The organism is Mesorhizobium sp. P170090, assembly GCF_057786115.1.
Window position 1 is genome coordinate 1,501,113 of sequence record NZ_JBYNWH010000001.1, and the last position, 26,352, is coordinate 1,527,464.

The window sequence follows — 26,352 nt, forward strand, 5'->3', positions numbered from 1 at the left end:
TCCCTGTTATTCGCTGACGATACCGACCGGCGCCGTCTCGATCTTGAACGCGGCCGAGATCAGCGCCTTCGTATAGTCGGTCTGCGGCCGCTCGAAAATCTGTTCGGAAGGGCCGGCTTCGACGATCTTGCCATTGCGCATGACGATGACGTCATTGGCAAGGGCGCGAATGACTTTCAGATCGTGGCTGATGAACAGATAGGCAAGGTCGTGCCTGGCCTGCAGATTGCGTAAGAGGTCGACCACTTGCGCCTGCACGCTCATGTCGAGCGCCGAGGTCGGTTCGTCCAGCATGACGAAGCGTGGATTGAGCACCATGGCGCGCGCAATGGCGACGCGCTGGCGCTGGCCGCCGGAGAATTCATGCGGATAGCGGTTCCTGGTCGCCGGATCGAGCCCGACCTCCTTCAGCACGGCGACGACCTTGTCGTCGCGTTGGTCGGGCGACAGCTTCGGCTCGTGGATCTTCAAGCCTTCCTCGATGATCTCCGAGACCGACATGCGCGGGCTGAGCGAGCCGAACGGGTCCTGGAAAACGATCTGCAACTCGCGGCGCAGCGGCCGCATGGCGTTGAAGGAAAGCTGGTTGATGTCGCTGCCGTTGAACTGGATGGTGCCGGTCGATGAGATCATCCGCGCCAGCGCCAGCCCGAGCGTCGTCTTGCCGGAGCCGGATTCGCCGACGACGCCTAGCGTCTGGCCGGCGCGTACGGTGACGTCGATGCCGTCAACAGCCTTCACATTGTCGACGGTGGTGCGAAAGAAACCCTTTTTGATCGGGAACCAAACCTTGATGTCCTTGCCGGTCATAACCGGTTTGGCGGCGTCGTTGGCGGCCGGCGGCTTGCCTTTCGGCTCGGCGGCGAGGAGGTGCTTGGTATAAGCGTGCTGCGGGTTGGCGAAGATGTCCTTGGTCGGCCCGGTCTCGACGATCTTGCCTTTGGTCATCACGCAGACGCGGTCGGCGATCTTTCTGACAATGCCGAGATCATGGGTGATGAACAGCATCGACATGCCCTTACGGCTCTTCAACTCCGCCAGCAATTCGAGGATCTGCGCCTGCACGGTGACGTCGAGCGCCGTCGTCGGTTCGTCGGCGATCAGCAGTTCCGGTTCGTTGGCCAGCGCCATGGCGATCATGACGCGCTGCCGCTGGCCGCCGGACAATTGGTGCGGATAGGCGTCGAGCCGCTTTTCCGGTTCGCGAATGCCGACCTCGTTGAGCAGCGCCAGCGTGCGCGCCTTGGCCTGGCGGTCGCCCATGCCCTGATGCAGCGCCAGGATCTCGACGATCTGCTGCTCGATCGTGTGCAGCGGATTGAGCGAAGTCATCGGCTCCTGGAAGATCATGGTGATCTTGTTGCCGCGCACGCTGCGCAACTGCTTTTCGTTCATCGCCAAAAGGTCGGCGCCCTGGAACAGGATCTTGCCCGAGGGATGGCTGGCCGTCGGGTAGGGCAGAAGCTTCAGCACCGACAGCGCCGAGACCGATTTGCCGGAACCGGATTCGCCCACAAGCGCCACCGTCTCGCCCTTGGCGAGATCGAAGGAGATGTGGTCGACGGCGGTCGACTCGTTGCCGCCTTGGGTGAAGGCAACGCTGAGATCGCGGACGGAGAGCAGGAGTTCGCTGCTCATCGGAACGCCTTGCGCGGGTCGAAAGCATCGCGCGTTGCTTCACCGATGAACACCAACAGCGACAGCATCAGCGAGATGACGATGAAGCCCGATATACCGAGCCAGGGGGCATTGAGGTTACTCTGCGCCTGTTTTAGCAGTTCGCCGAGCGACGCGGTGCCGGGCGGCAGGCCGAAGCCGAGATAGTCGAGCGAGGTCAGTGTCGAGATCGAGGCGCTGACCAGGAAAGGCATGAAGGTCAGCGTCGCCACCATGGCATTAGGCAGAAGATGGCGCAGCATGATGGTGCGGTTGGACACACCAAGCGCGCGGGCCGCGTTGACATATTCGAAGTTGCGCGCGCGCAGGAATTCGGCGCGCACCACGCTGACAAGCGACGTCCAGGAGAACAGCAGCATCAGCCCGAGCAGGATGAAGAAGCCCGGCGGCAGGATGGCAGCGACGATCAGCAGCAGATACAGCAGCGGTATCGCCGACCAGATTTCTATGAAGCGTTGAAAGAGAAGGTCGGTCCAGCCGCCGAAATACCCTTGCAGCGCGCCGGCGGCGACGCCGATAACCGACGAACCCGCGGTCAGGATCAACCCGAACAGCACGGAAATCCTGAACCCGTAGATGATGCGCGCCAGCACGTCGCGCGCCTGGTCGTCGGTACCCAGCCAGTTCCAGTTGCCGACAATGCAGTCAGGATCGGCAGCGCCTTGCGGATATTGGCTGCATCGCCTCTGCGCGTCGTATTCCCATGACGGTTTTGCGGGAGCGGCGTCGGGGATCGCATTGTTGACGGTGCGGTAGGAATAGCGGATTGGCGGCCAGATCATCCAGCCATTGGCGTTGATCTCGTCGCGGATGACCGGGTCGCGATAGTCGGTGACGGCGTAGAAGCCGCCGAATTTTTCCTCGGGGTAGGCGACCGCCACCGGGAACAGGATCTCGCCTTTGTAGTAGGCGACGATCGGTCTGTCGTTGGCGATCAGTTCGGCAAACAGCGACAGCACGAACAGAGCGAGGAATATCCACAACGACCAGTAGCCGCGCCTGTTGGCCTTGAAGTTCTGCCAGCGCCGCTTGTTGAGCGGCGACAGCCAGGGGCGGGCGATCCTTGTCGGTGTGATCTCGGCTGCAGCCTGCGTCATCAGACGTCTCTCCGCTCGAAATCGATGCGCGGATCGACCCATGTGTAGATCAGGTCGGACAACAGCGTCACGAACAGGCCAAGTAGCGAAAATATATAGAGGTTGGCGAACACGACCGGATAGTCGCGCGCCAACACGGACCTGAAACCGAGCAGCCCGAGACCGTCGAGGGAAAAGATGTTCTCGATCAAAAGCGAGCCGGTGAAAAAGGCCGAGATGAAGGCCGCTGGAAAGCCGGCAATGACGATCAGCATTGCGTTGCGGAACACATGTCCGTAAAGCACCCGCCGCTCCGACAGGCCCTTGGCACGGGCCGTCACCACATACTGTTTGCGTATCTCTTCCAGGAAGGAGTTCTTGGTCAGCAGCGTCGTCGTCGCGAAGGCCGACAGCACCAGCGCCGTCAGCGGCAAGGTCATGTGCCAGAAATAATCGACGATCTTGTCAGGCCACGACAATTGGTCCCAATTGTCGGAGACGATGCCGCGCAGTGGGAACCAGTCCCAGAAGGAGCCGCCCGCGAACAGCACCATCAGCAATATGCCGAACAGGAAGGCCGGTATGGCATAGCCGACGATGATCACGCCGCTGGTCCAGACGTCGAAGGCGGAGCCGTCCTTGACCGCCTTGCGGATGCCAAGGGGAATCGAGATCAGATAGGACAACAGCGTGATCCACAGCCCAAGCGAGATCGACACCGGCATCTTTTCCAGGATCAGATCGAGCACCGAGATGTCACGGAAATAGCTGTCGCCGAAATCGAAGCGGACATAGTTCCACAGCATCATGCCGAAGCGTTCGAGCGGTGGTTTGTCGAAGCCGAACTGCTTTTCCAGCTTCTTGATGAATTCAGGATCGAGCCCTTGCGCGCCGCGGTACTTCGAACCGACATCGCCGGCCACATCGAAATTGCCGCCGCCTCCTGCATCGCCGCCGCCGCTGCCGAGGCGGTCGCTGCCGCCCTGGTTGGTCAGGCTGGCGATGACCTGCTCGACCGGTCCACCCGGTGCGAATTGAGTGACGACGAAAGCAACAGCCATGATGCCGAACAGGGTCGGTATCATCAGCAGGATACGGCGCAGTATGTAGGCGCCCATCAGCTTTCACCCTCCCCCTTGTGGGGAGGGTCGATCCGCGAAGCGGAGCGGGGTGGGGGTAGTCTCGATCCGGCGTACGCCGTCACACCCCCACCCCGGTTCGCCATTCGCGCTGCGCACGAAGTGCTCACCGACCCTCCCCACGAGGGGGAGGGTAAAGTGCCGCGCAACAGCCTACCCTTTGCCAATTTTTGCCGCCTTGCCCTTGTCGACCCACCACAGCGCTTCGACCGGGAAGTCGAAATCGGGTTTCCGCTCGGGAAAACCGAACATGTCCCAATAGGCGCTTCGATGATTCGCCAGGAACCAACTTGGAATCCAATCCCTCCGTGCACGCAAGACCCGGTCGAGCGCGCGCATGGCAATTGTCAGGCTTTCGCGACCCTCGGCGGCACCTGCGGCGTCAACCAGGGCGTCGATGGCCGGGCTCGACGTTCCCGGCAGATTGCGAGAGCCCGATACGGTAGCTGCTCGCGAATGGAAAATGGTTTCGAGGTCATCACGGGTTGGCGTCGCCGGAAACGAGGCCGCGACCGAGACGAGGTCGTAGTCGAACGAATTCTGCCGCAGCTGATATTGCGCGGCATCCACCAGCCGGATCGAGGCATCGATGCCGACCGCCTTCATGTTTTCGACCCAGGGCGAGTAGACCTGCTCGAAGACTTCGTCGTCGACAAGAAACTCTGCGGACAACCGACCACCCTTGTCGTTCACGACGAAATTGCCGGACCGTTTCCAGCCGGCCTCGGCCAGAAGCTTGGCCGCCTTGCCAAGCAACTGCCGGTCGCGGCCGGAGCCGTTCGACGCGTCCTGGATCACGGCTTCGCCAAAAGCCTCGGCGGGAATCTGCTCACGCAGCGGCTCAAGAAGAGCCAATTCTTGTGGCGACGGTCTGCCCTCGGCGCGAAATTCGGATTTCTCGAAGCAGGATTGCGAGCGCTCATAGGAACCGTAGAAGAAATTGCGCCGCGTCCATTCGAAGTCGAAGCACAGCCCGATCGCCTGCCGCACGCGCGAGTCGCGAAACTGCTCGCGCCGCTGGTTGACGGCGGTGCCCTGCATCGAAGGCACCGTTTCGGCCGGGAATTCGTGCTTCACCACCTTGCCGGCAGTGAAGGCTGGGAAGTCGTAGCCGGTCGCCCAGACGCGCGAGGTGAATTCCTCCCTGTAGAGGATTTCTCCCTTCTTGAACGCTTCGAAGGCAACGCTACGGTCCTGATAGAACTCAACGCGAATCCGCTGAAAATTGTTCTGGCCGCGATTGACCGGCAGGTCGTTGCCCCAATAATCAGCCACACGCTCATATTCGATCCAGGCCCCTGCCGACCAGCGACCGACCTTGTAGGCGGCTGACCCCAACGGCGGGTTCATCTGCGAGGAATCGAACGGGTTGGTCGTGTAGAACGCCTTCGACAGGACCGGGAACTCGACGACGTTGAGGATGGTGCGGCTTGTCTGCTTGCCGGAAAACCTAAGCTGCAGCGTGTGGGCATCCACGGCAATCCCGTCATCCAGATGCGTTAGCGGCAGGGAATAGTACGGGTGCCCCTTGTCCTTGAGCAGCTTGAAGGTGAAGGCGGCATCCTCTGCGGTCAATGGCGTGCTGTCATGGAAGCGGGCCTGCGGGCGCAGCGAGAAGGTGAAGTCGTTGCGGTCGTCGGAAATCGTCACGCCGTCAGCGATCAGCCCGTAAACGGCGTCAGGTTCGTCGTACGCTCTCACCATCAGTGAATCGAAGCACATCTCCGTGCGCTGGGGCGAATCGCCTTTGGGGACGAACGAATTCAGCGTGTTGAAGGTCAGCGGCGTCTGGTTGGCAAGCCAGTTGCGCGGCAGGAAGTTGAAGACGCCACCTTGCGGCGCATCGACATTGACATAGTCGAAATGAGTGAAGTCCGGCTTGTATTTGAGGTCGCCGAAAGCCGACAGTCCATGCAGTTTCACGCGGGTTGGGCTGGCGGCGAAAGCCTTGCCCGGCAGCAGCGCAGCAACAGCCGCGGCGCCACTGAGGGCCAGGAAATCGCGGCGAGGGAGCCCCGCCATCAATTGCTGCCCTTGTACTTGGCGGCCAGGGCCTTTTCCTTGTCCGCATCGATCCACCAGGAATCGATATCGGCGCCACGGTAGCCGGGCTGCTTTTCCGGAATGCCGAACTTGTTCCAGTAAGCCAGCCACACAACGGCGCGATAGTATTGCGGCACCACATAGTAATTCCACAGCAGCACGCGATCGAGCGCATGGGTGGTGGCGACGAGGTCATCGCGATCCGTGGCAAAAATGATGCGGTCGACAAGGGCGTCAACGACCGGGTTCTTGATGCCGGAATAATTGCGCGATGCCGGTGTGCCGGCGGACTTGGAGCTCCAAAAATCGCGCTGCTCGTTGCCGGGCGATTCCGACTGTTGGAGCTGTCCTGTGATGACGTCGTAATCGAAATTTCTGACGCGGTTGGTGTACTGGCTCGGGTCGACGATGCGCAGTGTCGCATCGACGCCGATCTTGCGCAGATTGGCGATCCAGGGGCTGGAAATGACCTGGTCGGTTTCATTCGAGCCTAGGATTTCAAACTTGAATGGCTCGCCGGTCTTGGCGTTGACCATCTTGCCGCCCTTGATCACCCAGCCGGCCTGGGCGAACAGGTCGACCGCCTGCTTCAGATATTTGCGCTCCGCCTGCGGCGAATCGTAGACCGGCAACTTGAATTCCTGGGTGAATACTTCCGGCGGCAGCTTGTCGCGGTACTTCTCCAGGATCTCCAATTCCTTGCCTTGCGGCAAGCCGCTAGAGGCTAGGTCCGTGCCCTGGAAATAGCTGTGGGTGCGAGTGTTGAAACCGAAGAACAGCGTGCGGTTCATCGATTCGAAATCGAACGGGTAGGTGAGCGCGGCCCTGACCAGACGATCGGCAAACAACCTATGTCTCTGGTTGAGCATGAAAGCCTGCATCGGCTCGGGCGAGGTGGTCTTGAACTCCTGCTTGATCACATCGCCGGCCTTGATCGCCGCGAAATCATAAAATGTCGCCCAGCGCTTCGAGCTGTTTTCCGGCTTGATATCGTCGAGGCCACCTTTCTTGAACGCCTCCCAGGAGGCGTTGTCGTCAAGAATGTAGGTGAAGTGCTGCGTGTCGAAATTCTCCCGGCCGATCTTCACAGCCAGCTTGGCGCCCCAATAGTCGGGGACGCGCTGCCAGACGATTTCCGACCCCGCCTTGAAGCTGGCGATCTTGTATGCAGCCGAGCCCAGCGGCGGCTCCAGCGTCCCCTTGGTGATGTCGCGCTTCTTGCCATTGTCGTCGGTGCCTTCCCACCAATGCTTGGGCAGCACGACAAGGTCGCCGAGGATCTTGGGCAGTTCGCGATTGCCCTTCTGGTCGAAGTGGAACTCGACCTCACGGTCCGAGACAGCGACGGCGTCGGTGACGTTTTCGAAATAGCGGCTGTACATCGGGCTGTTGGCCTTCAGCACCTGGAACGACCAGATCACGTCGTCAGTGGTGATCGGCTGTCCGTCATGCCATTTCGCCCGTGGGTCGAGCCGGTAGGTGGCCGAGGAATAGTCGGTAGGGTACTTGTAGGCATCGGCGATGAGCGGGTGGCTGACGCTGCCTTCGTCAGTCGCTTGATCCATGAGCGTGTCGTAGAGCAGGCCGCCGCCAAATGGCTGCAGGCCGGCCGCCGGCGAGCCCTGCACGACGTAGGGATTGAAGCTGTCGAACGTGCCGGAAACGACCGAATTGTAGGTACCGCCCTTCGGTGCATCCGGATTCACATAATCGTAGCGCTGGAAGTTCTCGCCATATTTGGAGGGGCCGATCAGCGAAGAGGTGGTGTGCCATTCCTGGGGGAAGGATGCCTGCAGGCCGCCTGCGAGGGCGCCCACAACCAGAAAGGACCTCAGAAGCGTTCGGCCAACCGTCATGCGTTCTCCTCGTCGCGATGCCCGGCAATCCTAAATGATTTGACGCCGGTGAAAACCGCCATGCGGCGGCTTTGTCGCCGCATATGCGATTTTCCTAACAAAAAGCCGGGCTGAACCCGGCTTTTTTGAGGTCATGGAGATGACAATTCGGTTATTTGGCGGGCGCCGGTGCCGGCGTCGCAGGGGCTGGAGCTGCACCTTCAGCCGGCTTGGCCGGAGCGGCACCCTCGGCCGGCTTGGCCGGCGCCGTTGCATCGGCGGCGGCACCTGGCGTCGGCAGCGGCTTCGGGCTATCCGACAGCGTGCGCAGATAGGCAATGACGTTGGCGCGGTCCTCGTCCTTCGGCAGGCCGGCAAAGCCCATCGCCGTGCCCTTCACGAATTTCTTCGGCGAGGTGATGAAGTGGTTGAGATTGTCATAGGTCCACTTCTCGGCGCCGCCCTTGGAAAACTCCTTCATGCCGGCCGAATAGGCAAAGCCCTCATGCTCGGCGACGGGGCGGTCGACGATGTCCCAGAGATCCGGGCCGACCTTGTTGGGGCCGCCTTTTTCGCCGGAATGGCAGGCCTGGCATTTCTTAAAGACGGCCGCACCTTGCTCGACATTGGCGGTGGCCAAAAGGTCGGCGATCGGCTTCGCCTCTGCTGCGGGTCCGGCGGCGCCGCCTTCGGCAGGCTCCGTCGCCTCGATGGCAAAGCCGGGTTTTTCCGGCGCCGGCGAGGCAAACAGGGCGTCGGACACCAAACCGACCGAGAAGACGACGAAACAGGTTCCAAGCAACCCGGCGAGCAGTTTGTTGACTTCGTTGGAATCCATACGCCCCAGGGCTCCCTTTTCCGGCGGACCTCTCCGTCCACTCCGTCCGTCGGTATCGTGACCCACCCCGTCGAGCCGGTCAAATCGGGCGGAAACTAGGTCTTTTGCTTGGGCGTTGCAACACCTATAAGGGCGCTTCCAGTGAGACCTTTTGCCACTTTCCCCATCCTCTTTCGAACGCCTTGCAACCTCGATGTCCACGCTCATCCTGATCCCGGCCCGCATGGCCTCGACGCGCCTGCCGGGCAAGCCGCTGGCCGACATAGCCGGCGCGCCGATGATCGTCCATGTCGCCCGCCGCGCCGCTGAGGCTGGGCTTGGCCGGGTAGTGGTGGCAACCGACACGCGCAACGTGGCCGAAGCGGTGCGCGCGCACGGTTTCGAGGCGGTGATGACGCGCACCGACCACGAATCCGGTTCCGACCGTATCTTCGAGGCGCTGACCGCCCTCGACCCCGATCGCAAGGTCGAAACCATCGTCAATGTGCAGGGCGACCTGCCGACCATCGATCCCAAGATCATCGGTGCGGCGCTGAAACCGTTCGAGGACGCTGCGGTCGACATCGCCACGCTCGGCGTCGAGATCGTCCGCGACGAGGAAAAGGCCAACCCCAACGTCGTCAAGATCGTCGGTTCGCCGTTGTCGGCGACGCGGCTGAAGGCGCTCTATTTCACCCGCGCCACCGCGCCCTGGGGCGAGGGGCCGCTCTATCACCATGTCGGCCTCTACGCCTATCGGCGCTCAGCCCTCGAACGCTTCGTCGCGCTAAAACCTTCGCCGCTCGAACGGCGCGAGCGGCTGGAGCAGTTGCGGGCGGTGGAGGCCGGTATGCGCATCGATGCCGAGATCGTGCAATCGCTGCCGCTGGGCGTCGACACGCCGGAAGACCTCGAACGCGCCCGACAAATTCTTTCCTGAGACCTTCAACCTGAGATATCGGCATGCCTGACAAGACCAACAGAATAGCCTTCCAAGGCGAACCGGGCGCCAATTCCGACACCGCCAGCCGCAACATGTTCCCTTCGATGGAGCCGTTGCCGTGCCCCACCTTCGAGGATGCCTTCAACGCGGTCGAGACCAACAAGGCCGACCTCGCCATGATCCCGATCGAAAACACCATCGCCGGCCGCGTCGCCGACATTCATCATCTCTTGCCGGAATCGAAACTCCACATCGTCGGCGAGTATTTTCTGCCGATCCACTTCCAGCTGATGGTGCTGCCAGGCGTCAAACGCGAAGAGATCAAGACCGTGCACAGCCATATCCATGCGCTGGGACAGTGCCGCAAATACATCCGCAAGAACGGTTGGAAGCCGGTGATCGCCGGCGACACGGCGGGCTCTGCGAAGCTGGTCTCGGAGCTCAAGGACCGCACCATGGCCTCGCTCGCCCCGGCGCTAGCCGCAGAACTCTACGGCCTCGACATCATCGAGAAGAACGTCGAGGACACGGATTCGAATGTCACCCGCTTTGTCGTGCTGACCAAGGACAAGCGATTGGCCGAACGGCCCTCGGCCGACACCAAGATGATGACGACCTTCATGTTCCGTGTCCGCAACGTGCCGGCTGCGCTCTACAAGGCAATGGGCGGTTTCGCCACCAACGGCGTCAACATGACGAAGCTGGAGAGCTATCAGTTGGGCGCCTTCACCGCGACGCTGTTCTACGCCGATATCGAGGGCCATCCCGACGATCCACTGGTCAAGCTGGCGCTGGACGAACTGCGCTTCTTCTCGCGCGAAGTGCGCATTCTGGGTGTCTATCCCGCCAGCGAGTCGCGCGAGCAGTGGAAGGTCGCGGACTAAGGTTCCCCTAAACCAGCAGGGTCAGCGGCACATAGTCGATTTCCATGAAGGTTTCGACTTCCGGGATCCAGCGGTCGCGCACGAAGGCAACGTGGTCGGGATGCTCGTTATATCTGGTGTAGGCGGCCTGATCGACGAACTCCATCGAGAAGCCGAAGTGATAGTCGTTCTTCGGGCTGACTTGCCGCAGCGGCTCGAAATGGGTGACGCCCTTGATTGCGCTGAGAATGCGCTTGGCATCGGAGAGGAACCGCTTTTCCTCCAGCGAGTACTGCGGGTGCTTCAGGGTGAAAACCACGGTGTGACGGATCATTTTTTGCTCCCGTTAAGCAATTCCAGGAAAAGTGTGAAGCGGTTTTCCGTCCGGAATTGCGTAAAATAACAAGTCTTATTCGCTGTCGACCCAGGCGCGGATCAGATGATGCGCGATCGCGCCTTTCGGCGGCGTGACCAGATTGTCCTTGTGCGTCCTCTCCAGCATGGAACGCACCTCGTCGCGAAAAAACCAGCGGCAATCTTCCAACTCGTTGAGATCGGCCTGGATGTCGTCACTGAGCGGTTCGCCGAAACAGCCGATCATCAGCGAATAGGGGAACGGCCAGGGTTGGCTGGCATGGTAGACAACGCGGCCGAGCCGGATGCCGGCTTCCTCCAGCGTTTCGCGGCGCACCGCCGCCTCGATCGTCTCGCCCGGCTCGATGAAGCCGGCAAGCGCCGAGTACATGCCGGGCCCGAAATGCCGGCCGCGGCCGAGCAGGCATTTTTCCCGCGTCGCCGTCAGCATAATCGCCACCGGATCGGTGCGTGGAAAGTGCTCGGTGCCGCAATTTGGGCAATGGCGCTTGTAGCCGCCGGCCCGCATTTGCGATTCATGGCCGCATTTGCTGCAGAAGCGATGGGTGGCATGCCAGGCAAGCAGGGCGGCGCCTTGCGCCAGCGCGCCCGCTGCCGCCTCGTCGATCAGCCCCTGCATATAGACCGAGCGAAAATCGATCGCCTTCATGGTCTCCGGCAGCTGTTCGGGATCGAGGCCGACCGACACGGCAAGTACCGGGCCGCTCTCGGCAAAGCCAAGCAGCACGCCTTGTGCGAGTGATGGCTGCAGCTTCTGGCTCTCAGCCAGATCGAACCAAGGGTCGAAGCTGCCATCGTGCAATTTCAGATACAGCCGTCCGCCATGCATCGGCAGAAGACGTGCCGAGGGATCGGCCAACGCCCTTTCGACGGAATCGTCGGCGCGGTTCTCGGATTGCCGATCAATCGTGTTTCCGGCGAAGCCGACGAACTGGCTCGGTTCGCGCAAGGGCGCGTCAAAAAGGCGAAGGGTCATGGAAGCTCGAACGTCTAGGGATGGACACAGGCGGCTTATAGCGCCGCCTTGATCTGTTGCGCAAACTGGCGGATGCCTGAACGCTCATAGGGCTCGCGCATGCCGTGCCCCCACACCGGCCCCGGCCAGCCCGGATCGCCTTCCGAGCGGGCGATGACGTGGACATGCAATTGCCGAACGATGTTGCCGAGCGCGCCGGTGTTGATCTTGGTGCAGCTCGTGGTTCTTTTCAGCGCCTGCGCCACCATGTTGGTTTCGAAGGTCAACATCGCCTGGTCGAGCGGCGTCATGTCGTGGATTTCTTCGGCCCCCGGCCGCTGCGGCACCAGGACCAGCCATGGCCAGCGGCTATCGTTCATCACCCTGAGCTCGCACAGGCCGAGCCACATCAGCTGCTCGCTATCCGCCTCCAGCCTGGAGTCGAGCGTGAATCCGGCCTTGAGGCCCGGTAGCATTGGCGTTTCCCTTGCGCTTCTCGCATTATTCCCAAACTCATCACGCTAGAGCGGCTGCACGGGGGCTGCAAGCGATTCATTGAGCGGCGGAGTTCACGGGCATCCGATTCTCAATGCACCCTTGCATTTGATCGCTGAATTGCCGATATGGAACGCGGGAGGTTGGTGGTGGACGATCCACTCGCCAACCGGGTCAGGTCCGGAAGGAAGCAGCCCTAACGAGCCCGGAACGGGTCATTGTTCCAGCCTCCCACCTCATCGGCCCCTCTCGCGACATTGACGACGCATTGCAGCGCGGGCGAGACTATTGGAGCAATTCCAGGGAAAGTGTGAGCGGTTTCCCGTCCGGAATTGCGTTAAAGCAAAGGGTAGAGCGGTTTGCCGTTTCAGAAAACGGTGAAACGATCTAGCAGGAATCGGCTACGCTGAGACGCGGCCTTTTGGAGCTTTACGGGCGAATGAGCGAAGCCGGAAATTCGGACCCCGAAAACCTGGAGAAGCAAAAGGCCGTCGCCTATCGCGTGCTGGCGCGCAAATATCGTCCGTCGAATTTCTCCGAACTGATCGGCCAGGAGCCGATGGTCCGCACTTTGACCAACGCTTTCTCCACAGGCCGCATCGCCCAGGCCTGGATGCTGACCGGCGTGCGCGGCGTCGGTAAGACCACGACGGCGCGCATCCTGGCGCGGGCGCTCAACTACAAGACGCCGACGGTCGACCATCCCTCGGTCGACCTCGCCCTCCTGGGCGAGCACTGCCAGGCGATCATGGAAGGCCGCCATGTCGACGTCATCGAGATGGACGCCGCGTCGCATACCGGCATCGACGACATCAGGGACATTATCGAGCGCGTGCGCTATGCCCCGGTGTCGGCGCGCTACAAAGTCTACATCATCGACGAAGTGCACATGCTCTCCACCCAGGCCTTCAACGGCCTGTTGAAGACGCTGGAAGAGCCGCCGCCGCACGTCAAATTCATCTTTGCCACCACCGAAATCCGCAAAGTGCCGATCACCGTGCTGTCGCGCTGCCAGCGTTTCGACCTGAGACGCATCGATGCTGGCGCACTGGTCGCGCACCTCTCCTCGATTGCCGGCAAGGAAGGCATATCGGTCGACGACGACGCGCTGGCGATGATCGCGCGCGCCGCCGAAGGCTCGGCCCGCGATTCGCTCTCCATCCTCGACCAGGCGATCGCCCATGGCGGCGGCGCCGTCAGCGCCGAAGCGGTGCGCGCCATGCTGGGTCTCGCCGACCGCGCCCGCATCGTCGACCTGTTCGAACATGTCATGAAAGGCGATGTGGCGGCCGCCCTTGCCGAATTCCGCAACCAGTACGACACCGGCGCCGATCCGGCTGCCGTGCTGACCGATCTGGCCGAATTCAACCACCTCGTCACCCGGCTGCGCTTCGTGCCGACGGCTGCCGACGACGCTTCCCTGTCCGAGGATGAGCGCCGCCGCGGCGCCGACTTCGCCAGCACGCTGTCGGTCAAGGTTCTGTCGCGAACCTGGCAGATGCTCTTGAAAGGCATTCCCGAGGTGCAGTCGTCCAACCGACCGGTCAGCGCCGGCGAGATGGTGCTGATCCGGCTGGCGCATGCCGCCGACCTGCCGACGCTGGACGAGGCGCTGAAATCTCTGGAGAGCGGCGCTCCGGCGTCCGGTGGTGCGTCACGCCCGAATGGTGCGCCGGTAAATGCCGGCAATGGCGGCGGCGCCAGCGCGGTAGCGCAGACCCGGATGCCGTCCGGGCCAGCCGGTGCGCAAACCATGCGATTGGTCGACGCGCCCCCGGTCGCCTTTGTCGCGCCTCCGCAGCCGGTCGTCGAGCCGCAATCGCCGCCGCTGAAATCGCTGGCCGATATTGTCGCTCTTGCCGACGCGCAGCGTGACATCGCCTTTAAGGTGCTGGTCAAGAGCTGTATTCGCCTGGTGCGCATCGAGCCCGGCCGTATCGACGTCGGCCTGACCGCCGATGCGCCCAAGATGCTGCTCAACGACTTGACGACGAAGCTGCGCGCCTGGACCGGCCGCAACTGGCTGGTGTCATTGTCGAAGGAAGAGGGCGGCCAAACGCTGGCCGAGATGGAATCGACCAGGCGCGAGACTGCTTTCTCCGACGCGAAAAGCGATCCGGCTGTGGCCGCCATCCTGGCGCGCTTTCCCGGCGCCAAGATCATCGACGTGCGCATTCCCGACGCGCCGGAAGTCGACACCGACAAGGCCGAAGCGCCGGTCGAGCCGCCGTCCGACGACGACGAAACCTGACCATAGCCACGAATCCGCAAAGGACCCGACCATGAAAGATCTTCTCGGCCTGATGGGCAAGGCGAAGGAAATGCAGGCCAAGTTCCAGGCCATGCAGGACGAGATCGCGACGATTGAAGCAAGCGGGCAGGCGGGCGGCGGGCTGGTCAATGTCACGCTGACCGGCAAGTTCGAAATGAAGTCGCTGAAGATCGATCCGTCGCTGTTCAAGGAGGACGAGGTCGAGATTCTCGAAGACCTGCTGCTGGCCGCTCACAATGACGCCAAAAATAAGGTCGAGCAGATTATGCAGGAGAAGACCAAGGCGCTGACGGCAGGCTTGCCGATCCCGCCCGGAATGAAATTGCCGTTCTGAGCCGGCTCCAACCAGTTAATTGATTATGAAGGGAAATCGGCTGCGGAGGCTGTTGTTAAGACTTTCTCCGGCTTTGCTCACGCGGACATATCCGGGCATTTATAAAGTTTTACCTATGCTGCACGAAAGCTAATCCTTTAGCCATCTTTTTGCCTTTAAGAGTTCTCATTCTTGCCACATCTCGGGGCGGGCTGGCATCTGGACAATGAGGCATTTTTGTTGATCGCGACGCGATGGAAGACGCCGCTTCTGCTCGGCATCATCTTCTCCCCTATGTTCCTGGCCGGTTGCAGCCAGACCACGTCTTCGCACGGCCTGTCGGTCGCCAGTCTGACCGACGCCATCACGCCCAGCTTCCTTTCGACGCGCGCCTACCGCAACACGCCGAAGGAGAAGGAATGTCTGGAGCGGGCGATGTTCTTCGAGTCCAACCGCTCGAGCCGTGACGGCATGATCGCCGTCGGCACGGTGGTGATGAACCGGCTGCGCTCCGGCAATCATGGCAGCACCATTTGCCAAGTGGTTGGCGAACCGGGCCAGTTCGCGCCCGGCGTGATGACGCGGGCGATGAATTCGAAAGCGATGCCCGATGTCGAGGAGGCCGCCGATGCGGTGCTCAAGGGCGAGCGCAAGGCCAAGCTGAAAAACACGATGTACTTCCACACCGCCGGCCTGAGGTTCCCCTACAAGAACATGCATTACACCATGGTTGCCGGCGGCAACGCCTTCTACGAGAAGCGCGGTCGCAACTGGCAGCCGCTGCCGGATGAATCCACGACCATGGTTGCCTCGGCGCAGCCGCGCGCGCCTGTGCCTGAAGCGCCGGTGCAGGTTGCCTACGCCGAGCCGGTGGTGAAGACCATTGTCCGTCCAGATCCTGCCAAGCAGGCCGCGGCGGTTCGCGCAGCCAAGGCGACACGTGCCCCGGCCGAGCAGACCTATGTGACGGCTTCCGCGGCGCCCGCCAAGAGCGCCCGCGTCGCCGCCAAGCAGACGGAGGTGGCGATGCAGGAGCCGATGGCCGAGCCCGATGCCTCGCGTTTCGGCGGCACGCTGAACGCCCGCCACATCACCTCGGTTCCATCGGCAACGCAGGAAGCGTCGATGGGCTTCCAGTCGACGCCTGAGAATACCGACGCTATCGGCGCGATGATTATCGACCAGACCCGGCCAGCGTCAGCTTACTGACGCCAAAAACAGTTTCCAAGCCCGCCATGGCAGCATGGCGGGCTCGGTGCGTATGCGGCATGTTTCAAAGCGCGCGGAAAAATCCTAGATCAGTGCGATGTCGAAGCGAATCGCCGGTCCCGAGATCGAACGCCTGATCCAGCTCCTGGCCAAGGTGCCGGGGCTAGGGCCGCGTTCGGCCAGGCGTGCGGCACTGCACCTCATCAAGAAGAAGGAGCAGCTTTTGTCGCCGCTCGCCGCCGCCATGGCTGAAGCCGCCGACAAGGTGCGCATCTGCACGACCTGCGGCAACGTCGATACCTCCGACCCTTGCATGATCTGCACCGATCCGCGCCGCGATGCCTCGACGCTGATCGTCGTCGAGGATGTCTCCGACCTCTGGGCGCTGGAGCGGGCGGCGGCCATGAATGTGCGCTACCACGTGCTCGGCGGCACGCTATCGCCGCTCGACGGCATCGGCCCCGACCAGCTCAATGTCCGCTCGCTGGTCGACCGCGTCGCCGGCGGCGAGGTGAAGGAGGTGATCCTCGCCGTCAACGCCACGGTCGAGGGCCAGACGACGGCGCATTATCTCACCGACCAGCTCTCGGGTTTCGAGATCAAGGTCACCAGACTTGCGCATGGCGTGCCGGTCGGCGGCGAACTCGACTATCTGGATGAGGGGACGCTGGCGGCGGCCTTGCGCTCGCGGACGGCGTTTTGACGCAATTGGCGGGCAGGATGTGCGACATGAAAGCTTCGCATTCTTCGAGGTTTGCGCCAAACACCCCCCTCTGTCCTGCCGGACATCTCCCCCTCAAGGGGGGAGATCAGCAGCTTCTCGGGCGGCATTCTTCTTTCAACGCTGGTGGTTGGCGAAAACCGAAGCGACAGCCAATCTCCCCCCTTGAGGGGGAGATGTCCGGCAGGACAGAGGGGGGCGCGACAGAACGCGGATCTTTTGGATTGGCGCTCGTTGCGCTTCTCGCATCCCTCGTTGCCCTGCTTTTTGTAGCCCCCGCCTCCGCCGCCAAAATCGACGACCAGTTCCGCGCCTGGCTGAAAACCGATCTCTGGCCGGAAGCCCAGACCAAAGGCATCTCCAAATCCACCTTCGACGCCGCTTTCGACGGCGTGAAGCCGAACCTCAAATTGCCCGACCTCGTCCTGCCCGGCGAGAAACCCAAAACTCCGCAAAAACAGCATCAGGCCGAGTTCGGTTCGCCCGGCGCCTATTTCGCCGAAAAGACGGTGCGCGCCGTCACGTCAGGTGGGCGCACGCGCGAGGCGGCCAACGCCAAGACGCTGGCTGCGATCGAAAAGCGCTACGGTGTCCCGGGCGAGATACTGTTGGCGATCTGGGGCCGCGAGACCGGCTTCGGCGCGGCGAAAATGCCCTACGACGCCTTCGAGGTTCTCGGCACCAAGGCGTTCATGTCGACCAAGAAGGACTTCTTCCGCACCGAGGTACTGGCGGCGCTCGAGATCGTCGAGCATGGGTTGGCGCCGGTCGGCGCCATGAAATCGTCCTGGGCCGGCGCGCTCGGCCAGCCGCAATTCATGCCGACCTCGTTCCTGAAGCACGCCGTCGACTACGACGGTGATGGGCACCCGGACATCTGGAATTCGACGCCGGACGTGCTGGCCTCGATCGCCAACTATCTCGTCCACTATGGCTGGGTGAAGGGGCGTGGCTGGGGTTTCGAGGTGACGGTTCCGGAAAGCGTTTCCTGCTCGCTCGAAGGTCCCGACCAGGGCAAGAAGATCTCAGCCTGGGCGGCGATGGGAATCAGCCGCGTCGGCGGCAAAGCCTTTCCGGCCAACGAACCGAAGGCGGAAGGGTTCCTTTTGATGCCGGCCGGACGCAGCGGTCCGGCCTTCATCGCCACGACAAATTTCTACGTGCTGAAGCAATACAACACCAGCGACCTCTACGCCCTGTTCATCGGCCATGGCGCTGACCGCATCGCCCATGGCGATGCTGATTTCGTCGGCAGCTGGGGTGCGGTCGGCGGCCTGCATCGTTCCGACATCGCCGCGCTGCAACGGGCGCTGGAGGCCAAGGGCTACGATGTCGGCAGCGCCGACGGCCTGCCCGGCTTCAAGACCCGCCGCTCGATCGGCAGCTGGCAGGAAAAGAACGGCCGCCCCGCCACCTGCTTCCCCGACGCCGATCTGGTTGCTGCCATCAAGTAACACCGAAAAGAGCAGATTTTTCCCCATCGGCGGCTGCAATTGGCTCGCCCATGCTTCGACGCGCACAGCATATTCCGGTCCAGTATGCCGGCTCGCAAAAATGCCCGTTGCCGGTTGGAGGGCTGCCGGATAGGGTGTTGACCAACTGGAAAAAAATCAACACGGTATGGGGTCTAACGGTCGTCCTCCGGCCGCGAAAAAGATTACTGCAGCCCTGAGCCGGGAACTCGGGGTCAACAATCAACAAAACAGGGAACAATCATCATGATGATGGAAAAGTTTGCTCTACGTTCGCGCGTCTGGCTCGCAGGTGCTGCCATGTCCGCTCTGCTCATTGGCGTCGCGCCGGCCTTTGCCGTGACCCCCGCCGACACGCTGGTCGAAGGTTTTGCCATCGACGACATCATCTCCATGGATCCGGGCGAGGCGTTCGAACTGTCGACCGCCGAAGTCACCGGCAACACCTATGATCTGCTGGTCCGCCTCGACCTCAGCGACACCTCCAAGGTCAAGGGCGACCTTGCCGAGAGCTGGACCGTCTCCGACGACGGCCTGGTCTATACGTTCAAGCTCAAGCCCGGCCTAAAGTTCGCTTCGGGCAATCCACTGACGGCCGCCGATGTCGCCTATTCCTTCGAGCGCGCCATCAAGCTGGATAAGCCGCCGGCATTCATCATCAACCAGTTCGGCATCAGCGGCGACAATGTTGCCGACAAGGCCAAGGCCGTCGACGATACCACCTTCCAGTTCACCGTCGACAAGGCCTATGCGCCGAGCTTCGTGTTAAACTGCCTGTCGGCAACGGTCGCTTCGGTCGTCGACGCAAAGCTGGTCAAGGAACATGTCGCCGCGGTGACGCCGAGTGCCGACTACAAATGGGACAACGATTTCGGCAACGCCTTCCTGAAGACCGGTTATGCCGGCTCCGGCGCCTACAAGCTGCGCGAATGGCGGGCCAATGAGGTCGTCGTGCTGGAGCGCAACGACAATTACAATGGCGAGAAGGCCAAGCTCGCCCGCGTCATCTACCGCAACATGAAGGAAAGCTCGGCACAGCGCCTGGCGCTCGAAGCAGGCGACATCGACGTTGCCCGCAACCTCGAGCCGAACGATCTCGACGCCATCGCCAAGAATGCCGATCTCACCACGACCAGCGCGCCGAAGGGCACGGTCTTTTACATCAGTCTCAACCAGAAGAATCCGAACCTCGCCAAGCCCGAGGTTCGCCAGGCGTTCAAATATCTGGTCGACTACGATGCGCTGAGCACGACCATCCTCAAGGGCATTGGCGAGATTCACCAGACCTTCCTGCCCAAGGGCGTGCTGGGCGAACTGGACGAAAATCCGTTCAAGTTCGACGTCGCCAAAGCCAAGGAACTGCTGACCAAGGCCGGCCTGGCCGACGGCTTCAGCGTAACCATGGACGTACGCACGGGACAGCCGACAACGGGCATGGCGGAATCGATCCAGCAGACGCTTGGCCAAGCCGGCATCAAGCTGGAAATTATCCCGGGCGACGGCAAGCAGACGCTGACCAAATACCGCGCCCGCAATCATGACATCTATATCGGCCAGTGGGGCCAGGACTATTTCGATCCGAACTCCAACGCCCAGACCTTTGCCTCAAACCCGGACAATTCGGATGAAGGCAAGACCAAGACGCTGGCCTGGCGCAATGCCTGGGACATCCCGGACCTGACAAAGCAGACCGAAGCAGCCTTGCTGGAGAAGGATGCCGGCAAGCGCGCCGATATGTACAAGAGTCTTGAAAAGACGATCCTCGACACCAGCCCCTTCGTCATCATCCACCAGCAATTGGAAGTGGCAGGCCTGCGCAAAAACCTGAAAGGCTTTGCGCTCGGTCCGAGCTTCGACACCAACTTCGTCGGCCCGGTCTCCAAGGAATAGCGCCGGCGGACGCGCCCTGATGAGCGCGATTGAAAACCAGGCGACGGCGGGGCAGGGAAGCGCCCGCGCCGTCGCTATCTTGTTGGCGATCGGCCGCTTCCTGGTCATCGCCGTCACCACCTATCTCGGCCTGCTCGCGGTGACCTTTTTCATCGGCCGCGTCATCCCGATCGATCCGGTGCTGGCGGTGCTCGGCGACCGCGCACCGGCCAATGTCGTCGAGCGCACCCGCCGCGAGATGGGGCTCGATCTTCCGTTGATCGAGCAATTCTATATCTATCTCAAGCATGCGCTGAACGGTGATTTCGGCACCTCTGTGCTGACCACCAATCCTGTGATGACCGACATCCGCCGTGCCTTTCCGGCAACGATCGAACTGGCGACTTTGGGCACTCTGATAGGCTCGTTGATCGGCGTGCCGCTCGGCGTGCTGGCAGCGGTAAAACGCGGCAGTCTCATCGACCAGATCGTTCGCATTGTCGGCCTGATTGGCTATTCCGTGCCTATCTTCTGGATCGGGCTTTTGGGGCTTGTCCTGTTCTACGCCAAGCTCCAATGGGTGGCTTTTCCTGGCCGCCTCGACATCGTCTACGAGTACACATTCACACCGATCACCGGCTTCTACCTGCTCGACGCCGCGCTGCAGGGCCAGTGGGATGTCTTCTACGACGCTTACCGCCACATCATCCTGCCGGCAGGGCTGCTGGGCTATTTCTCGCTCGCCTATATCAGCCGAATGACGCGCTCCTTCATGCTGAATGAGCTGTCGCAGGAATACATCGTCGCCGCGCGCGCCAAGGGCCTGTCTGAAACGCGAATCATCTGGGGCCATGCGCTGCGCAACGCCGCGGTGCCGATGGTCACGGTGATCGCGCTGTCCTATGCCGGGCTGCTCGAAGGTTCGGTGCTGACCGAGACGGTGTTCTCCTGGCCCGGCATCGGCCTCTACATCACCAATTCGCTGCAGAACGCCGACATGAACGCCGTGCTCGGCGGCACCATCGTCATCGGTTCGGTGTTCATCGGCATCAATCTCCTGTCCGACGTTCTCTACAAGGTGCTCGATCCGAGGACGAAGACAGGATGAGCGCCGAAGCAATCCAAACGCGCCGCGATTGGCTGCTCAGCGATCGGCCGGCCTCGCGCATGCAGGCACGGCTCGGCCGCGCCTACGTCGCTTGGCGGCGCTTTTCCGCCAACCGGCTGGCGTTTCTCGGCCTGCTCATCATCATCGCGCTGCTGCTGGTCGCCGCCTTTGCCGATGTGCTGGCGCCCTATTCGCCGACCATCGGCGATCTCAAGAATGCCCGGCTTTTGGCGCCGAGTGCGGCGCATTGGTTCGGCACCGACGATCTCGGCCGCGATATCTATTCGCGCATTCTTTTTGGCTCACGCTGGACCCTCTATGTCGTCATTCTTGTCGCTGTCATCGCAGCCCCCATCGGCCTTTTGGTAGGCACCGTCGCCGGCTATGCCGGCGGCTGGACCGATGCCATTCTGATGCGCATTACCGACATCTTCCTCGCCTTTCCCAAGCTGATCCTGGCACTGGCCTTTGTCGCCGCCCTTGGTCCCGGGATCGAAAACGCGGTGCTGGCCATCGCCATCACCTCGTGGCCGCCTTACGCGCGAATTGCGCGGGCCGAGACGATGACCGTGCGCAATTCGGATTACATCAAGGCGGTGCAATTGATGGGCGCCTCTCCGTTCCGCATCGTGCTGCGCCACATCATGCCGCTCTGCATCTCTTCGCTCATCATCCGGGTGACGCTCGATATGGCCGGCATCATCCTCACCGCCGCCGGCCTCGGCTTCCTCGGCCTGGGCGCCCAGCCGCCGCTGCCGGAATGGGGCACCATGATCGCGTCCGGCCGCCGCTTCGTGCTCGACCAATGGTGGGTGGCCGGCGCGCCGGGCTTCGCCATCCTCATCGTCAGCCTCGGCTTCAACCTGCTTGGCGACGGCCTGCGCGATGCGCTCGATCCCCGGAGTGGCGACCAATGAGTGGTGACCAATGAGCGGTGCACTTCTCGATGTCGACGACCTGCGCGTCACCTTCCCGACTCGGACCGGCCTCATCCAGGCGGTGCGCGGCGTCACTTTTTCGCTTGGCCGAGAGCGGCTGGGCATTGTCGGTGAAAGCGGCTCCGGCAAGTCGCAGACCGGCCGCGCCATCATGGGCCTGACGCCGCCGCAGGCTCTGGTGTCGGCCAAGAAGCTCGCCTTGGACGGCATCGATCTTTTGGACATACCCGCCCGCCAGCGCCGGGCGCTGCGCGGCAAACGCATCGCCATGATCCTGCAGGATCCGAAATATTCGCTCGACCCGGTGATGAGCATCGGCCGCCAGATCGTCGAGACGCTGCGCACGCATGAAAAGGTCTCCAAGGCCGAAGCGCGCGAGCGGGCGCTGGCCATGCTGGAAGCTGTGCAGATCCGCGATCCCTCGCGTGTCTTCGACCTGCATCCGCACGAGGTGTCCGGCGGGATGGGCCAGCGCGCCATGATCGCAATGATGCTGATCGCCGGACCGGAACTGATGATCGCCGACGAGCCGACCTCGGCGCTCGACGTCACCGTTCAGCTCGATGTGCTCGGCATCCTCGACCGCTTGGTCAGTGAGCGCGGCATGGGTCTGATCTTCATCTCGCACGATCTGCGGCTGGTCGCCTCCTTCTGCGACCGCGTCATCGTCATGTATGCCGGCAAGGTGGTCGAGCAGCTCAAGGCGTCGGAGCTGCGCGACGCCCAGCATCCCTACACGCGCGGCCTGCTCAACTGCATGCCCAGGATCGGTTACGAACGCCACCCGCTGCCGGTGCTCGACCGCAAGCCGGAGTGGGCGGCATGACGCCAGCCATTTCGATTGAAGGGCTGGAGGTGGTGTTCGACCGTTTTCGCGCGCTGAAAGGGGCGAACCTCGAGGTGAAGTCCGGCGAATCCTTCGGCCTGGTCGGCGAGAGCGGTTCCGGCAAGTCGACGCTGCTCAAAGCCATTGCCGGCCTGGTGCCTGTCGCATCCGGTACTATCACGGTCAATGGCAAGACGCTGGGAGCGCGCCGCGACAAGGCTTTTTATCGCGAAGTGCAGATGGTCTTCCAGGACCCCTATGGTTCGCTGCACCCGCGTCAGACCGTCGACCGCCTGCTACAGGAGCCGCTCGCCATTCACGGCTTTGCCGATGGCGAGCAACGCATCCAGCGCGCCCTCGACGAGGTCGGATTAGGCAACGGTTTCCGTTTCCGCTACGCGCACCAGCTCTCCGGCGGTCAGCGTCAGCGCGTGGCGATCGCGCGGGCGCTCATCCTCGAACCGTCGATCCTGCTGCTCGACGAACCAACCTCGGCGCTCGACGCTTCGGTGCAGGCGGAAGTGCTCAACCTGCTGGAAGAGGTTCGCCGTCGGCGCAAGCTGACCTTCCTGATGGTCAGCCACGACCTCGCCATCATCACCCATATGTGCGAGCGCCTGATGGTGATGCAGAATGGCGAAGCGGTGGAGAACCTGACGGCGGGCCAGCTGATCGGGCACCGCGTGGAGAAGGATTACACACGCAATTTGCTTAGGGCGAGCGAGGGGTTTGTTCGGACGGCGTGAACTAGTTTGTTCCGCAGAATAATCGCTTGGGGAATTCCATGGAAGAATGGAAGTTTGCAGATCCGCCCAATGTCGCGGTGCTATCGGACAAGAGCATATTCAAACGGGGCGACTGGATCGCATACGTTGTGCATGAAGCTGACGATGACGAGAACTACAACGATGAAGGGGGCAGTTGGCAATTCTATAGCAGCGACTCTCGAGATTGGGATGAACGCGAGATAATGCTCGTTGGCCTGCAAGAGGTGGTGCAGCAGGATGAAAGCATCCTGGCATTGGCCGACTTGCCAAAAGGCTGGCATGCTTGGCGGACGTCAAAATCATCGCCATGGCAGCGAGCGAAATCGCGCCCCGAACCCTCTAACGATAACGAATGATCCGGCAAAGCCTTAAGCGGGGTCTTGCGCCAGTTCGCCGTTCTCCGGAACAGATGGTTCGTCCCCCTGCTTAGGCTCCTTGATCCTGAACCACGTCACATAAAGCGCCGGCAGGAACAGCAGCGTGATCGCCGTGCCGGCGATGATGCCGCCCATCATGGCGTAGGCCATCGGGCCCCAGAACACTTCGCGCTCGATCGGGATCAGCGCTAGGCTGGCGGCCGCGGCCGTCAGCGCGATCGGCCGCATGCGGTGCTCGGTCGCTTCGATCACGGCTTCCCAGCGGTCTTGGCCCTCGGCCACCAGATCCTCGATCTGCACGATCGGGATAACCGAGTTGCGGATCAGGATGCCGATCAGCGCTAGGACGCCCAGAATGGCGACGAAGCCGAGCGGTGCGCCGCTCGGCACCAGGGCCGCGACCACGCCGATCAGGCCGAGCGGCGCCACCGCCACCACCAGGAACAGGCGCTGAAAAGTTTGCAACTGGATCATCAGGATGGTCGCCATCACGAACAGCATCAGCGGCACCACCGCTGCGGCTTTTTGCGCTTTCTTCGACCGAGCCGGCGGTTGCAACGGAATAGCGGGCGGCAGTTTGGCGATGAAGGCGTCGACCGACGGCTTCAATTCGTTGACGACGGTGGCCGGCAGCACGTCGCCAACGAGGCCTGCGCGAACGGTGATCGTCGGGATGCGGTTGCGCCGCCACACCGTCGGCTGTTCGAGGTCGTAGCGGAAGTCGCCACTGCCGCGAGCGGGATTGCTTCGCCGTTCCCGGTGACGGGTGAGCTGTCACGGACTGCCCCGTACGTGTATCGGTCGGCTGGTTAAGACCGGTCTGTCGAAGTGGCCCGCATCGACGACAGGCCCAATCGCCCGGCGGCGGTGCCAACTTGAGGAAAACGTGAAATAAGGTCAGAAGAGGCCTTGGCATTCATCTAACGAGAACGGGCGTCGGCCCGATGAGGGACGAAATGAAGAACGCAGCCATTTCCGAGCGCAAGAACCAGTCGATCTCGCGCGGCGTCGGCATGACGACGCAGATCTATGCCGACCGCGCCGAGAATTCGGAGATCTGGGATGTAGAAGGCCGCCGATACATCGATTTCTCCTCCGGCATCGCCGTCGTCAACACCGGCCACCGCCATCCCAGGGTGATCGAGGCGGTCAAGGCACAGCTCGACCGCTTCACCCATACCTGCCACCAGGTCGTGCCCTATGAGAGCTATGTCAGGCTGGCCGAACGGCTGAACGGCATGCTGCCCGGCAAGTTCGAGAAGAAGACCATCTTCGTCACCACGGGCGCTGAAGCCGTCGAGAACGCCATCAAGATCGCCCGCAACGCCACTGGCCGCCAAGCCGTCATCGCCTTTGCCGGCGGCTTCCACGGCCGCACCTTCATGGGCATGGCGCTGACCGGCAAGGTCGTGCCCTACAAGGTCGGTTTCGGCGCCATGCCGGGCGACGTCTACCACGCGCCGTTTCCGGTGCCGCTGCACGGCGTGTCTACAACCGATTCGCTGGCCGCACTCGACAAACTGTTCAAGGCCGATGTCGACCCGGCTCGCGTTGCCGCCATCATCATCGAGCCGGTCCAGGGCGAGGGCGGCTTCTACGACGCGCCGCGCGAATTCCTGACGGCGCTGCGCAAGCTCTGCGACCAGCACGGCATGCTGCTGATCGCCGATGAGGTGCAGACCGGCTTTGCCCGCACCGGCAAGATGTTCGCCATGGATCATCATGAGGTCGCGGCCGACATTACCACCATGGCGAAAAGCCTGGCCGGCGGCTTCCCGCTGGCGGCGGTCACCGGCCGCGCCGAGATCATGGATGCGCCCGGTCCTGGCGGGCTCGGCGGCACCTATGGCGGCAGCCCGATCGGCGTTGCCGCGGCACACGCCGTGCTCGACGTAATCGAGGACGAAAAGCTGTGCGACCGCGCCAATACGCTGGGCGCCCGGCTGAAACAGCGGCTGCAGTCGATCCGCGACGATGTGCCCGAGATTGTCGACATCAGGGGTCTCGGCTTCATGAACGCGGTCGAATTCAACGACGTCAAGAAGGGCCTGCCGTCGGCCGAGATCGCCAATGCGATCCGGCTGAAGGCGCTCGACAAGGGGCTGATCCTGCTGACCTGCGGCGTCTACGGCAACGTCATCCGTTTCCTGGCTCCGATCACCATCCAGGACAATGTCATGAACGAGGCGCTCGACATTCTGGAAAGCTCGATCCGCGAAGTCTGCGCTGCCTAGCGCAAACCCCTACCTCCCCCTTGGGCCC

General features: G+C 62.2%; 24 protein-coding genes and 1 other RNA gene. 15 read left to right on the forward strand and 10 right to left on the reverse strand.

The window, feature by feature from the left end; translation table 11 throughout:
* Positions 1 to 6: 6 nt before the first annotated feature.
* The 6 genes from AC3EML_RS07350 to AC3EML_RS07375 all read right to left on the reverse strand — a co-directional run bounded on the left by AC3EML_RS07350 (position 7) and on the right by AC3EML_RS07375 (position 8,608).
* The gene (locus AC3EML_RS07350) at positions 7 to 1,638 is read right to left on the reverse strand and encodes an ABC transporter ATP-binding protein (RefSeq protein WP_352521641.1); all 1,632 of its coding nucleotides are present in this window, start codon (positions 1,636 to 1,638) and stop codon (positions 7 to 9) included.
* Positions 1,635 to 2,774: an ABC transporter permease gene (locus AC3EML_RS07355; protein ID WP_023682037.1), complete on the reverse strand. Its 1,140-nt coding sequence runs from the start codon at positions 2,772 to 2,774 to the stop codon at positions 1,635 to 1,637. The genes AC3EML_RS07350 and AC3EML_RS07355 overlap by 4 nt, the downstream gene beginning before the upstream one ends.
* Positions 2,774 to 3,871 carry a microcin C ABC transporter permease YejB gene (locus AC3EML_RS07360; protein WP_023712587.1) on the reverse strand — a complete coding sequence of 366 codons (1,098 nt, stop codon included), beginning with the start codon at positions 3,869 to 3,871 and terminating at the stop codon, positions 2,774 to 2,776. Before AC3EML_RS07360 ends, AC3EML_RS07355 begins: the two co-directional genes overlap by 1 nt.
* A 174-nt stretch (positions 3,872 to 4,045) precedes the next feature.
* Positions 4,046 to 5,914, reverse strand: coding sequence for an extracellular solute-binding protein (locus tag AC3EML_RS07365; RefSeq protein ID WP_023712586.1), 1,869 nt, complete (start codon positions 5,912 to 5,914; stop codon positions 4,046 to 4,048).
* Complete coding sequence (locus AC3EML_RS07370; RefSeq protein ID WP_023725788.1) at positions 5,914 to 7,791, reverse strand: extracellular solute-binding protein; 1,878 nt, start codon at positions 7,789 to 7,791, stop codon at positions 5,914 to 5,916. Before AC3EML_RS07370 ends, AC3EML_RS07365 begins: the two co-directional genes overlap by 1 nt.
* A 151-nt stretch (positions 7,792 to 7,942) precedes the next feature.
* Positions 7,943 to 8,608, reverse strand: a complete 666-nt coding sequence (locus AC3EML_RS07375; RefSeq protein WP_023669512.1) for a c-type cytochrome — start codon at positions 8,606 to 8,608, stop codon at positions 7,943 to 7,945.
* A gap of 193 nt (positions 8,609 to 8,801) precedes the next feature.
* Between AC3EML_RS07375 and AC3EML_RS07380 the strand changes: the two genes are divergently transcribed.
* The gene (locus tag AC3EML_RS07380; RefSeq protein ID WP_023669513.1) at positions 8,802 to 9,527 is read left to right on the forward strand and encodes a 3-deoxy-manno-octulosonate cytidylyltransferase; all 726 of its coding nucleotides are present in this window, start codon (positions 8,802 to 8,804) and stop codon (positions 9,525 to 9,527) included.
* A 23-nt stretch (positions 9,528 to 9,550) separates the two neighbouring features.
* On the forward strand, positions 9,551 to 10,414 hold the full coding sequence (locus AC3EML_RS07385; protein WP_023682034.1) for a prephenate dehydratase: 864 nt from the start codon (positions 9,551 to 9,553) through the stop codon (positions 10,412 to 10,414).
* A 7-nt stretch (positions 10,415 to 10,421) separates the two neighbouring features.
* Here AC3EML_RS07385 and AC3EML_RS07390 read toward each other — a convergent pair whose 3' ends face one another.
* From AC3EML_RS07390 to AC3EML_RS07400, 3 genes are all read right to left on the reverse strand, one after another.
* On the reverse strand, positions 10,422 to 10,727 hold the full coding sequence (locus AC3EML_RS07390; RefSeq protein WP_023669515.1) for a Dabb family protein: 306 nt from the start codon (positions 10,725 to 10,727) through the stop codon (positions 10,422 to 10,424).
* 75 nt (positions 10,728 to 10,802) lie between these two features.
* A complete protein-coding gene (gene nudC, locus AC3EML_RS07395) occupies positions 10,803 to 11,744 on the reverse strand; it encodes an NAD(+) diphosphatase (RefSeq protein ID WP_352521642.1) in 942 nt (313 codons plus the stop codon).
* A 35-nt stretch (positions 11,745 to 11,779) separates the two neighbouring features.
* A complete protein-coding gene (locus AC3EML_RS07400; RefSeq protein WP_023669517.1) occupies positions 11,780 to 12,199 on the reverse strand; it encodes an HIT domain-containing protein in 420 nt (139 codons plus the stop codon).
* Between the two features lie 157 nt (positions 12,200 to 12,356).
* On the opposite strand from AC3EML_RS07400, the gene ffs reads away from it, so the two are divergent.
* The 12 genes from ffs (at position 12,357) to AC3EML_RS07460 (ending at position 24,069) form a co-directional block, all read left to right on the forward strand.
* An RNA gene (gene ffs / locus AC3EML_RS07405) (signal recognition particle sRNA small type) lies at positions 12,357 to 12,453 on the forward strand.
* A gap of 204 nt (positions 12,454 to 12,657) precedes the next feature.
* Positions 12,658 to 14,469 carry a DNA polymerase III subunit gamma/tau gene (locus AC3EML_RS07410; protein ID WP_352496878.1) on the forward strand — a complete coding sequence of 604 codons (1,812 nt, stop codon included), beginning with the start codon at positions 12,658 to 12,660 and terminating at the stop codon, positions 14,467 to 14,469.
* Between the two features lie 31 nt (positions 14,470 to 14,500).
* Complete coding sequence (locus tag AC3EML_RS07415) at positions 14,501 to 14,824, forward strand: YbaB/EbfC family nucleoid-associated protein (protein ID WP_023669519.1); 324 nt, start codon at positions 14,501 to 14,503, stop codon at positions 14,822 to 14,824.
* A 219-nt stretch (positions 14,825 to 15,043) separates the two neighbouring features.
* Complete coding sequence (locus tag AC3EML_RS07420; protein ID WP_023696746.1) at positions 15,044 to 16,012, forward strand: cell wall hydrolase; 969 nt, start codon at positions 15,044 to 15,046, stop codon at positions 16,010 to 16,012.
* A gap of 97 nt (positions 16,013 to 16,109) precedes the next feature.
* Positions 16,110 to 16,715 carry a recombination mediator RecR gene (recR, locus tag AC3EML_RS07425; RefSeq protein ID WP_023696745.1) on the forward strand — a complete coding sequence of 202 codons (606 nt, stop codon included), beginning with the start codon at positions 16,110 to 16,112 and terminating at the stop codon, positions 16,713 to 16,715.
* Between the two features lie 194 nt (positions 16,716 to 16,909).
* Positions 16,910 to 18,187 (forward strand): lytic murein transglycosylase, encoded by a 1,278-nt coding sequence (locus tag AC3EML_RS07430; protein WP_023696744.1) that lies wholly within the window; start codon positions 16,910 to 16,912, stop codon positions 18,185 to 18,187.
* 264 nt (positions 18,188 to 18,451) lie between these two features.
* On the forward strand, positions 18,452 to 20,095 hold the full coding sequence (locus AC3EML_RS07435; RefSeq protein ID WP_023682026.1) for an ABC transporter substrate-binding protein: 1,644 nt from the start codon (positions 18,452 to 18,454) through the stop codon (positions 20,093 to 20,095).
* A 19-nt stretch (positions 20,096 to 20,114) separates the two neighbouring features.
* Positions 20,115 to 21,182, forward strand: coding sequence for an ABC transporter permease (locus AC3EML_RS07440; RefSeq protein ID WP_023669524.1), 1,068 nt, complete (start codon positions 20,115 to 20,117; stop codon positions 21,180 to 21,182).
* Positions 21,179 to 22,099, forward strand: coding sequence for a nickel transporter permease (gene nikC / locus AC3EML_RS07445; protein ID WP_023682024.1), 921 nt, complete (start codon positions 21,179 to 21,181; stop codon positions 22,097 to 22,099). The genes AC3EML_RS07440 and nikC overlap by 4 nt, the downstream gene beginning before the upstream one ends.
* A gap of 10 nt (positions 22,100 to 22,109) precedes the next feature.
* Positions 22,110 to 22,946 carry an ABC transporter ATP-binding protein gene (locus AC3EML_RS07450; RefSeq protein WP_023669526.1) on the forward strand — a complete coding sequence of 279 codons (837 nt, stop codon included), beginning with the start codon at positions 22,110 to 22,112 and terminating at the stop codon, positions 22,944 to 22,946.
* Complete coding sequence (locus tag AC3EML_RS07455) at positions 22,943 to 23,692, forward strand: ABC transporter ATP-binding protein (protein ID WP_023669527.1); 750 nt, start codon at positions 22,943 to 22,945, stop codon at positions 23,690 to 23,692. Before AC3EML_RS07450 ends, AC3EML_RS07455 begins: the two co-directional genes overlap by 4 nt.
* A gap of 38 nt (positions 23,693 to 23,730) precedes the next feature.
* Positions 23,731 to 24,069: a DUF2185 domain-containing protein gene (locus AC3EML_RS07460; RefSeq protein ID WP_023696743.1), complete on the forward strand. Its 339-nt coding sequence runs from the start codon at positions 23,731 to 23,733 to the stop codon at positions 24,067 to 24,069.
* Positions 24,070 to 24,081: 12 nt separating this feature from the next.
* Here the strand turns inward: AC3EML_RS07460 and AC3EML_RS07465 are convergent, their stop codons facing one another.
* Entirely contained in the window at positions 24,082 to 24,783 is a 702-nt protein-coding gene (locus AC3EML_RS07465) for an efflux RND transporter permease subunit (protein WP_352521644.1), read from the reverse strand.
* Positions 24,784 to 25,046: 263 nt separating this feature from the next.
* On the opposite strand from AC3EML_RS07465, the gene AC3EML_RS07470 reads away from it, so the two are divergent.
* Entirely contained in the window at positions 25,047 to 26,324 is a 1,278-nt protein-coding gene (locus AC3EML_RS07470; protein ID WP_352521645.1) for a 4-aminobutyrate--2-oxoglutarate transaminase, read from the forward strand.
* The last annotated feature ends 28 nt before the right edge of the window (positions 26,325 to 26,352 follow it).